The following is an 11323-nucleotide window of genomic DNA, read 5'->3' as shown; positions in this document are numbered from 1 at the left end:
TGGCAGAATCAATTCCCCAGCATGTGTGGACAGCGACACCTGATGGCCGTTTGGACTACGTTAACCAACGGGCAATCGACTACTTTGGCTCAGCACAACTATTAGATCGGAGTTGGCAGCAGTTTATACATCCTGAAGATTTAGTGACTTACAACGAAAACTGGGAGCGGGCAATAGTTACCCATAGCCAGTTTGAAACAGAGTTGCGGTTGCGGCGAGCATCTGATCAGGTTTACCGCTGGCATATTGCCCGGGCACTACCCATGCAAGATGAAACTGGGCAGATTATGCGTTGGTTTGGTACTAGTACCGATATCAACGACCAGAAGCAAGCAGAAATCACCTTGCAAAAGGCGGCAGAACGGGAACGAGCGATCGCCCGCATTACCCAGCAGATGCGCCAGACCCTTGACCTGAAGACAATTTTTGCTAGCACAACCGACGAACTGCGTCATGTTATTCAGTGCGATCGGGTATTGGTTTACCGCTTTAAGCCAGACTGGAGCGGCGAAGTAGTATACGAATCGGTTGCTCCTGGCTGGCAGGTGGTTATTCCCCCGAAACCAGAACAGCTTAAACTTTTGCAATCGGCAGTTGAAAATGCTGACTGTATTGTCAAAACCTTGTCTGGAGACGAAATCGTCATCCAAGACACCTATTTACAAGAAACTCAAGGAGGTTTCTACACCGAGAGTGGCAGCTACCGCTGTGTAACTGACATTTACGCTGCTGGTTTTGATGATTGCTACCTAGAACTGCTGGAACTATTGCAAGCACGAGCTTACGTTACAGTGCCTATTTTTTGGGGTCAATATCTGTGGGGGCTGCTGGCAGTCTACCAAAATTCTGGGCCACGCCAGTGGAGGGAGTCAGTAATCAAGATTGTAACCCAGACTAGTAACCAACTGGGGGTTGCAGTGCAGCAGGCAGAACTGTTAGCGCAAACTCAACAGCAAGCTGAAGACTTGCGACAGGCGAAGGAAGCAGCTGATGCTGCTAACCGTGCCAAGAGTGAGTTTTTGGCAAATATGAGCCATGAACTCCGCACACCACTGAATGCCATTTTAGGCTTCGCACAATTGATGGCTAAAGACTCTACCCTTTCACCTGAGCACCAGCAATACACAGATATCATCAATCGCAGTGGAGAGCACCTGCTGAAACTAATCAATGACATTTTAGAAATGTCGAAGATTGAAGCTGGGCGCACAAGCCTGAATGAAAGCGAGTTTGACCTTTATGCACTCTTGGATGACCTAGAGGAGATGCTGAGTCTACGGGCAACAGCGAAGCGGTTGACCTTGACCTTTGATCGGGCTGCTGATGTGCCGCAATACATTTGCTCTGACGAAAGTAAATTACGGCAAGTGTTGCTAAATCTGCTTAGCAATGCCATTAAATTTACCAGCCAGGGCCAAGTGACGATGCGGGTTCGCGTTGCCCAAAACGGAGCCAACCTAGCTCCAAACAGAGTCAATTTAGATAGTGATGAGACCGCTTCCCAACCTGTTACCCTGCACTTTGAAGTGGAAGATACGGGTGCTGGTATTGCACCAGAGGAAATGGCTAGGCTGTTTGAGGCTTTTACTCAAACTCGCACGGGCATAAAAGCTTCTGAAGGCACAGGTTTAGGGCTACCGATTAGCCAAACCTTTGTGCGGTTGATGGGTGGTGAGATTACAGTTACTAGTCAGGTGGGGCAGGGTAGTCTGTTTGCTTTTGATATTCAGGCAACGTTGGCCAATGCGGCGCTAGTTGCTACAACTCGCTACGATCAGCGCCAAGTCATAGGGCTAGCTCCAGGTCAACCGACCTATCGCATTCTCATTGCAGAAGATATTCCTACGAACCGGCTGCTGCTAGTGCGGTTACTCAGCCCGCTGGGCTTTGAAATCAAAGAAGCTGAAAATGGCCAAGTTGCGCTGGATATTTGGCGAGATTGGCAACCCCATGTGATTTTGATGGATATGCACATGCCTGTGTTGGATGGCTATGAAGCGACACGGTACATTAAAGCTGCGGCTACTAGCCATGACACGGTGATCATTGCCCTTACAGCTAGCGCCTTTGAAGAGCAACGCCGAGCGATTTTATCCGCAGGTTGCGATGATTTTGTGCGTAAACCGTTCCAGGCTTGCGAGTTGTTGGAAAAGCTGAGCCACCACTTGGGGATAGTTTATGAGTATGCAGAGGCAAGTACAGACCCATCAAAATCGGCTGTGCTAGGTAACGGTGTAATCTCTGACAGTGATAACGATCGTCCACTTACAGCTCAGTGTTTGACCACTATGCCCTCAGACTGGCTCGATAACTTGCGCCATGCAGCCGTGCTGTGCAGCGATGTTTCAGTGCTGCAACTAATTGAACAAGTACCACCTGAACAATCTCAGATTGCGCGTGGGTTGAGCGAGTTGGTTGAGAATTTTCGGTTCGATCGCATTCAGTCTCTAGCAGAACAAGCCCTTGCCCAAACAACGCCATAGATCAACAGTAAACAAGAGGATTATGACGATCAAGGAGCAGCAGTCTACCACAACTAAACTGAGGGGTGACATTCTCATTGTTGATGACACAGTACAAAACCTACGCCTGTTATCAACAATGCTACGCAAAGAAGGCTACAACGTGCGGCAAGCCTTGAATGGCCACATGGCCATGACAGCAATTCATACCAGCCTGCCTGATTTAATTCTATTGGATGTGATGATGCCAGATGTTGACGGCTATAGCATTTGTCAACAACTAAAAGCTGAACCAACAACGGCTGATATTCCTGTGATTTTTTTAAGCGCTCTCGGCAGCCCGGTTGATGTGGTGAAGGGATTTCAAGTTGGTGGTGTGGACTATATTACTAAACCATTTCATGTGGAAGAAGTTTTGATCCGCGTTGCAAATCACCTCACACTGAAGGCAGCAACCCGTGAAATTCAAGAGTTGAATGCTCAGCTAGAAGCACGGGTAAAGGAGCGCACCCAGCAACTGGAAATCGCCAATGCTCAATTGCTAGATATGGCAATGCATGATAGCTTAACTGGCTTAGCGAATCGATCGCTGTTTATAGAGCACCTAGAACGATCGTTGAATGCCCTCAAAGTAGACCCAGCCTGTCCATTTGTGTTGTTGTTTCTTGATTTTGACCATTTCAAGCTGGTGAATGATTCCCTAGGCCATCTAGTTGGGGATGAATTGCTGATTGCGATCGCCCATCGCCTTCGATCTCTTTTGAGCAAAAACCATATCCTAGCTCGTCTAGGGGGTGATGAGTTTGCCATATTGCTAAACAATACCGACTGTATGACGGCTGTTCGCTTTGCCCACCAACTGCAAGAGTCGCTCACCAACCCATTTCACCTCAAACGCCACGAAGTCTATGTCAGCGCTAGTATTGGCATTGTTACTGGGCACTCCAGCTATAGCAAGCCAGATGATTTAATTCGAGATGCTGATACAGCCATGTATGCTGCCAAAGCGTCTGGTCGTGGCAATTATCGAGTTTTTGATCCGGCTATGCACGCTGCTATGCTAGAGCGCCTCACTCTGGAAACAGACCTGCATCGGGCGCTGCAACAGCAAGAATTTGTGGTGCACTATCAGCCAATTGTTGCCTTGGCTACAGGTGAAATTGTAGGTTTTGAGGCTCTAGTGCGCTGGCAACACCCTCAACGGGGTCTGCTGATGCCAGGTGCATTTATTCCTATTGCCGAAGATACAGGTCTAATTCAGGCAATTGGCAACTGGGTCATGCGCGAAGCCTGTCAGCAATTCCGCCAATGGCAATGTCAAGGTATTATGTCTCCCCAGGCCACCATCAGCATCAACTTGGCAGCTCAACAGCTAGCTCAACGCGGCTTTGTAAAACATATTGATAGTATTCTCACAGACACTGGATTAGCACCCCATTGCTTAAATATAGAACTCACAGAAAGTGCACTTATACACAACCCTCAAGTAGCCGCTGATGTGCTCATGCAACTGCGAGAGCGCCACATTGCCGTCAGTATTGACGACTTTGGTACAGGTTACTCGTCCTTGAGTTATTTGCAGTCCTTTCCTGTGGATACATTGAAGATTGATCGCCTGTTCGTTCAACGCCTAGATGGTAACCCTAATACCTTAGGACTAGTGCCTCTGATTATTGAGATTGCCCAAGCCATGAATATGACTGTGGTGGCTGAAGGTATTGAAACGCAGCAACAACGAACACAGCTTCAAGCCCTGCAATGCCCCTATGGTCAGGGATTTTTGTTTTCTCCGCCGATCGCACCCGACCAAGTAGGCCATGTTGCCCAAGCCAGGAGAACAATATAAATCTTGCCTGGGGAAGGCTATAGCGCCGAAGTGCTGCCATTAACCCCTATAAAAGGCAATAAAAGGTACGAGAATTGTTGCTTTCCTCAGCTACTATCCCTATAGTTAAACCGAAGTCATGAGCCTGTGTGTAGTCTGCAATTTGTAAATCGTTGCTTTAGTCGTTAGAATCTAGTCACTGTTGCGGCGCTTCAAATATCGTGTGTCAGCCTAATTCATCATGTCTAATTCCACGTCTAGCCAGAATTTGCCTCACCAGTTGGCTGTTTCAGAGCCATCACCTGATGTAGAGAACTTCTATCCATTAATCAGTGGCGATATCCTAATTGTTGATGATGTTACTGACAACATCCGGCTATTGTCTTCAGTGCTCAAACAGCATGGTCACCGAGTGCGAATGGCAGTGAGTGGTCAAATGGCACTGACATCTGCTGTTACCTTGCCTCCTGACTTAATTTTGTTAGATATCAACATGCCAGGAATGAATGGCTATGAGGTTTGCCGGCGCCTGAAAACCCATGAAAATACTCGCTCAGTGCCGGTAATTTTTCTAAGCGCAATGGATGATGTTCTCGATAAAGTCAAAGCCTTTCATGCGGGTGCTGTTGACTATGTGACCAAACCCTTTCAAACAGAAGAAGTGCTAGCGCGGGTGCAAACCCACCTTACTATTCGGGCATTACAGACTCGGCTCCAGCAGCAAAATGTCCAATTGCAAGCTACATTGGAGGAATTGCAACAGACCCAAGCGCAGCTAGTCCAACGAGAAAAAATGGCAAGCGTCGGACAACTGGTTGCTGGTGTTGCCCATGAAATCAATAATCCCATCAGTTTTATTGCTGGTAACTTGCAGCCTGCTAATGAGTATGTACAGAGCTTAGTGAACTTAGTTAAGCTGTACCAACAAGAATATCCCCAGCCCAGCCCACAAATTCAGCAGGCTATTCAAGATATAGATCTTGAGTTTCTGATGTCTGATGTGCAAAAGCTGATGGCATCTCTACAGACGGGGGTGGATCGTATCCGCAATGTGATCTTAGCGCTGCGTATTTTTTCTCGTCTGGGTGAGTCGGATATTAAACCTGTTAGCTTGCACGAGGGCATTGATAGCGTGCTGCTAGTATTGCACCATCGATTGCTGGGTGAGGGCGATCGTCCGGCTATTGCTATTACTAAGTCCTACGGAGAGTTACCACTAGTTACCTGCTACGCTAGTCAGATCAACCAAGTGTTTTTGAATTTAATCAACAATGCGATCGAAGCGATCGAGCGTGCTTGTCAACAAGGACTGACTAATCAGCAGCGGCCCCAGATTTGGGTAATCACCGAACAGGTCAGTGACACCACAGTACGAATTCGCATTAGAGACAATGGCATCGGCATCTCAGAGGATGTGAAATCGCGGCTATTTGATCCATTCTTTACCACTAAACCCGCTAGTCAAGGCGTAGGGTTGGGCCTGTCAACGAGTTATCAAATCGTGGTAGAACGGCATAAGGGTACCCTTACTTACGAGTCAGTTCCTGGACAATACACCGAATTTATTGTTGAAATTCCCATCAACTTGCCGCACCTGTGAACGTCATGGCTCAACAAGAGTATGTTACGGTTGCAGGCAATTCTCTAGCCCTCATCTCCTAGCCTTTTCTCATGGCTACCATTGTGACCATTCATCCTCAAAATCCGCAATCACGGCAGGTCGAGAAGGTTTGCCGCAATTTACGCGATGGGGCTGTAATGCTGTACCCTACGGATACGGTATATGCGATCGGGTGTGATTTGAATGCCAAAAAGGCAATCGATCGTGTCCGCCAAATTAAGCAACTTTCCAATGACAAGCCCCTGACATTCCTCTGTCCATCCCTCTCGAATATTGCTGCCTATGCGGTTGTAGAAGATGATGCCTATCGCCTGATGCGCCGACTTATTCCTGGCCCTTACACCTTTTTGCTCCCTGCTACCAAACTGGTGCCCAAATTAGTGATGAATCCCCAACGACGTACAACTGGCATTCGAGTACCCAATCATCGCATCTGTTGGGCACTGCTGGAAACCTTGGGAAACCCGATCGTCTCTAGCTCTGCTCACCTGCTGAGTGATGAGGATGCTGCCCAAATGACCGGTCAACAGCGCAATGCCTGTCCGTTACCAATTGTTACCTCTGGGCACGGGCCAACTAAGGCGGAACTGTTTGACTGCTTACACAACATTGTCGATATCATTGTGGATGATGGCCTTGAACCAGGATACCAAGTCTCTACAATTTTAGATTTGACAGCGACAGAGCCGATCGTAGTGCGCAAAGGGATGGGATGGGAAGCTGTGGCTGACTGGCTAGCGCTAGACACAGATTCCTAAAGGTTAGCCTTGTAGGTTTCCTAGGGATGCTGATGGCAAGGGGTGATGATTCAACTTATGATTAGAGTGCCCATTACAGAGGAAGTGTAAGCATGTCGGAGTGGATTGCTAACCAGATTGTTACTCTAATGAACCAACTGGGCTATGTCGGCATTGGCCTGTTGATGTTTTTAGAAAATCTGTTTCCACCGATTCCCTCAGAGCTGATCATGCCCTTGGCAGGGTTCACGGTAGCTCAGGGAAAAATGCAAATGCTTCCAGCGATCGTGGCCGGGGTGGTGGGTACAGTCGTCGGGGCACTCCCTTGGTATTATGCTGGCAACATCATGGGCGAAGAACGCCTGATTCAGTGGTGCAATCGTCTGCCTAAATGGATTGGACTCTCTGGTGACGATATTCAAAATGCTGCCCGTTGGTTCCATAAGCATGGTTACAAAACGGTATTGTTCTGTCGGTTGGTGCCTGGCGTGCGCACATTGATTTCCATTCCAGCAGGCATTCATCACATGGCATTCCTGCCCTTTTTGTTGTATTCCACAATTGGTACTGTTGTTTGGACGACATTGCTCACCTATGCGGGCTATTTGTTAGGAGACAACTACGAGCTAGTAGACAAATATCTAGGCCCTGTTTCCAAAATAGTATTGGGCATCTTGGTTGTAGCCTTTGTTGGCTGGCTGGTGTTGCACCAGCGCCAGCGATCGCAAAAATCATCTCGTCAGCATCCCCATGAGTAACCTTGAATCTGGAACTGATAATCTGTTACAGCATCAAGTCCAGCGTCTTCAGCGGTTAACAGTCTATACGCGCTGGGTAGTAGTTAGCATCCTGTGGCTAACCGTAGGCAGCTATAGTCTGTGGCTATTGCGTGATGATATTGTTCTAATGTATCAATACTTTACTTGGGCAGCTTTACGCTACGCCCTAGCCTATCAGCCTGTGGCAGCCGTTGGTATTTCCCTGTGCATTGGCATGACGGTTGCTGTGCTGGTTTGGCAAAGTCGCAACATTCTTTGGGGACTGCCTCGGAGCGAGCGGCAGCGGTTTGAGCAGCAGGTACTTCGCATTCGTAAGCAGGGGCCTAGCCATCCCTTGTGGAAGTGGGTCTGTCGATAGCTATTGCCTATAGCATAAGTCGATAGCTATTGCCTATAGCATAACCAGATGGCTAGGCAAAATGGATTTTGGCAACAGAGCATGGATTCCCTTTTGGGGACTGTTCACCACTTGGGTGACGTGAAAATTCACAGCTAGACTGCACAGTACATAGGCTTCCTCTGGAGACAATGGTACTCGTTGGCTAAGCCAATCAATCATCTTTTGCAATGCATCTTCAAAGGCTGTATCTAGCGTAGTGCCGTAGCCCATGACAATCCAATCTGTTGGAGTTTCGGCTATGGGGGACTGAACCGACAGGTCTTTGTGAAGAATCAGTTGAATGGATCCATTCATCGACACTTCGATCGCCGTCACATCCACTTCCCCGTCTCCTTGAGCAGCATGACCGTCCCCAATAGAAAACAGTGCCCCCGGCACTTGTACTGGCAAAAACAGGCGTGCTCCCGCCTGCAACTGTCGATTATCAAGATTGCCCCCAAAGTTGCCTGGTGGTACGGATGAATGTACGGTTGTTGGTGCTACTGCCAAAATGCCAAAAAAGGGACGCAATGGTATGTAAATGTCTTTACCAGGTGGAAACTCAGCCACACCCCGGTGTAAATCTAAGGGAATAAATCGTAAGGCTGGCTCAGTAAATGTGTTGGGCAAGGCTCCCCATCCCCGCCGAATGGCATTAAACCCCATTGATAACCGGGGAGTAATAGATTCCAGACGAATCTCCAGTACATCTCCAGGCTCGGCTTGGTCAACCCAAATCGGCCCAGTGAGCAAATGGGGACCAGGCCCCACGATTTTTTCTGAAGGTAAGTGACGACAAATAGCTAGCAGTTCAGGGGTGACAAATTCTGGCGGCGCATCCTGGGCAAGATAGAAGCCTGTATAGGTCTCGACGTGGATACGATCGCCCGATTGCACAGTTAACACTGGCAGCAGGTCAGGAGAAAACCCCCCTACATGCACAGTATCCAGAGTGGCTTTGAGACTGTGGTTTGCCATAAGCTGCCAAAAAACTTGGGTAGATGATTGGCTCATCATACCCAAGCGCAAGGGGGAGAGAATGCCACGATGGTTACAGCTAGTGAGAGGTTGTTAGCGAATGGCTTGCCGCAAGAGTCGCCGTTGAGCAGGCGACAATGATGACAACACAGTCCGGGCACGGCTAGCATCCGCTGTTTGAATCATAGCGATTAGCTCCTGTTCTAGGCGATCGATATCCTCTGATAGAGGTGGATCCAACACCTCATCGGCCTCAGGGTGACGACAAACCCCAGCATCACAATTTAAACCCAGATGGTGCCAGATCATTGTGGGCACAACCCAACCCCGTTGGCCAATATACTCGTGGGTAAGAGACTCATTCTCTAGATACGCCTTTGGCGATGCATAGTAGGTCTCTGTGCGCGCATAGGGCACGGTGAAGCAGCCAAACACCTTACGATATTCCTCAGAGTCTAAAATGGCAGTCACCAGACCATTTACCCCTCTAGTCATCAATAAGTTGCAGTAAAACTTCATCTCATCTTCATCGGCAAGTGCTCGCCCCATAAAATGCTTGAAGCAGAGTTCAAGAAACTTCAAATTAGACGATGTGTGGTAGAAGGCGTTGAGATAGACCTCAGAATGCCCTAGTTCTTTGAGAAATCGGCGCACGCCAATCTTGTCGCGCAGGAAGTCTTTTTCTATTTGGGCAAGCGCTTTGCGCTCATAGGCATAGGGTTGGCGCTCGAGCACTTGGCGATAGATCTGCGTTAGGGCAGCTTGTCGCTCTTCTAAGCTAGAACGACGACTAACAGTAATAGGTTGAGTAGTGTTCATGGGTCATGCCTCATAGAAATGATGGGTAAGAAGTTATGCATGGGATTGCAAGGTATTAATGACAATCTCTAAAAACGGACGCACTAAACTGCTCGTAGTAGCTGGTAGTTTGTCAACAATAGCAGCTTGTAGATACTGATACGCCTTAGTGCATTGAGTTGTTTTGCGATGAGCTGTAAGGATGGTGTCGAGCCATGACATCATTTGCTCTTTGAAGAAGATTTCATCGTCGCGCAAGATAGACAAGGCAATGTAGCGTACCACCTCAGTCATGTCATAGATGCAACGCTGCCCATGCTGTCGAATCAACTCAGGGTATTCTTGGGCAAGTTGACGTAACGCATGTTTAATCAAGGTTTCTGATTGGTCGCGTAACTGCTGATAAGTATTGAGGCGAGCCGCATAACTGTGAACATAGCGCTCTAGGGACGAGAGTTCAGAAACGCTTAAGTAACGACCATCTGCCTCTAGCAAAGCATCTTCTAGGGTGTGATTGAGAGTATGCATAATCCTTCAACTTCTAAGTGTGAACAATGGTTAATGGCGAACAATTGTTACAGATTGTACGCTACACTTGCGAGGCTGCTTTTGGGGAGAGCAGACTCTTACTGAAATTAATTGTTACGATCGTTAATGTAATGATGTCCTGTACGGTAGCTGAGCAGTAGCAACCCTTGAGCTTCCATACCAAGTGCGCACTGGCTGGAATTTCCATCCACTTTGGCAGGCGAAGGCTCGCTCTAGATGAGATTTTCAGGTGTATACACGTAGTAATTGCACTCCTGATCAGCATTCAGTAGCGAATCAAAGTATGGATCTAAGCGCCTAGTAGTAATTTTCCCTGGGGTCTATCACAGGCCACAATGCTGATATGAAACTTCACAATCAGTACCGACAATCCCTAAAAGATACTATCACTGCTACTATGGTTAACCTTTTAACAATGCTCTATCTAGACTTGTCAGTAGGTTAGTCGGGAATTGTGATGTCAAGCTGTGTGATGCGATCGTTGGGTGCCAACACTGTTAGTGGGGGTTGAATTTCACGGCCATTGCCTACAACTAAGGTCACAAAGTTTTCAGGTTTTAGGTAAAAACGAGCCACCCGCTCCACATCGACAATGGTTGTTGCTTCAACACCACGGCGATATCGAGTTAGAAAATCGGCTGGATACCCATAATATTCGTAGCGCAATAGCCGAGATAGGGTTTGAGACGGAGATTGAAATTTAAAGACAAACGAATTTAGGGTAGAGTCCTTTGCATAGGCTAACTCTTGAGGTGTAATCCGGCTGCGTCGTAGGCGCTCTAGCTCTGCGATTAATCTCTGAATAAACGGCACAGTAGTTTCACTGCGGGTTTGTCCATTGGCTATAAACACACCAGGATAGTCAAACTCTGCATCCCAATAGGCAAATACTGAGTAGGCCAACCCCTGCCGCGATCGTAATTCATTGAATAGCCTCCCTCCATAGCCGTTCAGCACATTGTTCATCACACTTAAGGCTGGGTAATCTGGACTGTTGCTCATGCCGCCCAAATGTCCGATCAGCACATAGCTTTGGGTGAGTTGGGGCTGATCAATAAAGAAAACTCCACCTGGTGTAGCTTGGGTAACAACGGGTAGCTGATCAGGCTGATTTACCTGGCCTTTAGCTCTAGCATCTGGACTGGAACTAGGTGTCCAGTTACCAAAAATGGCTTGAATTTGAGCTTGGACTATC

At 47.9% G+C, this 11323-nt stretch carries 10 protein-coding genes; 6 read left to right on the top strand and 4 right to left on the bottom strand.

Features of this window, described 5'->3' with window-relative positions:
• From NZ772_05620 to NZ772_05595, 6 genes are all read left to right on the top strand, one after another.
• On the top strand, positions 1–2483 hold a 2483-nt coding region (locus NZ772_05620), incomplete at its 5' end, for an ATP-binding protein (GenBank protein MCS6813037.1).
• A gap of 22 nt (positions 2484–2505) precedes the next feature.
• Positions 2506–4308 (top strand): EAL domain-containing protein, encoded by a 1803-nt coding sequence (locus tag NZ772_05615; protein MCS6813036.1) that lies wholly within the window; start codon positions 2506–2508, stop codon positions 4306–4308.
• 220 nt (positions 4309–4528) lie between these two features.
• Positions 4529–5887, top strand: a complete 1359-nt coding sequence (locus NZ772_05610; protein MCS6813035.1) for a hybrid sensor histidine kinase/response regulator — start codon at positions 4529–4531, stop codon at positions 5885–5887.
• 71 nt (positions 5888–5958) lie between these two features.
• The gene (locus NZ772_05605) at positions 5959–6666 is read left to right on the top strand and encodes an L-threonylcarbamoyladenylate synthase (GenBank protein ID MCS6813034.1); all 708 of its coding nucleotides are present in this window, start codon (positions 5959–5961) and stop codon (positions 6664–6666) included.
• Between the two features lie 92 nt (positions 6667–6758).
• The gene (locus tag NZ772_05600; GenBank protein ID MCS6813033.1) at positions 6759–7403 is read left to right on the top strand and encodes a DedA family protein; all 645 of its coding nucleotides are present in this window, start codon (positions 6759–6761) and stop codon (positions 7401–7403) included.
• Positions 7396–7782, top strand: a complete 387-nt coding sequence (locus NZ772_05595; protein ID MCS6813032.1) for a hypothetical protein — start codon at positions 7396–7398, stop codon at positions 7780–7782. Before NZ772_05600 ends, NZ772_05595 begins: the two co-directional genes overlap by 8 nt.
• Positions 7783–7815: 33 nt before the next feature.
• On the opposite strand, the gene NZ772_05590 is transcribed toward NZ772_05595, so the two are convergent.
• The 4 genes from NZ772_05590 to NZ772_05575 form a co-directional block, all read right to left on the bottom strand.
• Positions 7816–8781 carry an acetamidase/formamidase family protein gene (locus NZ772_05590; protein MCS6813031.1) on the bottom strand — a complete coding sequence of 322 codons (966 nt, stop codon included), beginning with the start codon at positions 8779–8781 and terminating at the stop codon, positions 7816–7818.
• Between the two features lie 93 nt (positions 8782–8874).
• Entirely contained in the window at positions 8875–9600 is a 726-nt protein-coding gene (locus NZ772_05585) for a phycobilisome rod-core linker polypeptide (GenBank protein ID MCS6813030.1), read from the bottom strand.
• Between the two features lie 33 nt (positions 9601–9633).
• Positions 9634–10107 (bottom strand): phycobilisome protein, encoded by a 474-nt coding sequence (locus NZ772_05580; protein ID MCS6813029.1) that lies wholly within the window; start codon positions 10105–10107, stop codon positions 9634–9636.
• A 462-nt stretch (positions 10108–10569) separates the two neighbouring features.
• A partial coding sequence (locus NZ772_05575) for an insulinase family protein (GenBank protein MCS6813028.1) occupies positions 10570–11323 on the bottom strand: 754 nt, incomplete at its 5' end.

The sequence above is a fragment of the Cyanobacteriota bacterium genome (assembly GCA_025054735.1).
Classification (GTDB): Bacteria; Cyanobacteriota; Cyanobacteriia; order SKYG9; family SKYG9; genus SKYG9.
Note: the sequence above shows the minus strand (reverse complement) of the source record. Positions and strands in the feature narration are given on the sequence as shown.

Bases quoted from the DNA above. Each gene is read 5' to 3' on its own strand.
- NZ772_05615 (MCS6813036.1), top strand. From the start codon at position 2,506: ATGACGATCAAGGAGCAGCAGTCTACCACAACTAAACTGAGGGGTGAC.
- NZ772_05610 (MCS6813035.1), top strand. From the start codon at position 4,529: ATGTCTAATTCCACGTCTAGCCAGAATTTGCCTCACCAGTTGGCTGTT.
- NZ772_05605 (MCS6813034.1), top strand. From the start codon at position 5,959: ATGGCTACCATTGTGACCATTCATCCTCAAAATCCGCAATCACGGCAG.
- NZ772_05600 (MCS6813033.1), top strand. From the start codon at position 6,759: ATGTCGGAGTGGATTGCTAACCAGATTGTTACTCTAATGAACCAACTG.
- NZ772_05595 (MCS6813032.1), top strand. From the start codon at position 7,396: ATGAGTAACCTTGAATCTGGAACTGATAATCTGTTACAGCATCAAGTC.
- NZ772_05590 (MCS6813031.1), bottom strand. From the start codon at position 8,781: ATGGCAAACCACAGTCTCAAAGCCACTCTGGATACTGTGCATGTAGGG.
- NZ772_05585 (MCS6813030.1), bottom strand. From the start codon at position 9,600: ATGAACACTACTCAACCTATTACTGTTAGTCGTCGTTCTAGCTTAGAA.
- NZ772_05580 (MCS6813029.1), bottom strand. From the start codon at position 10,107: ATGCATACTCTCAATCACACCCTAGAAGATGCTTTGCTAGAGGCAGAT.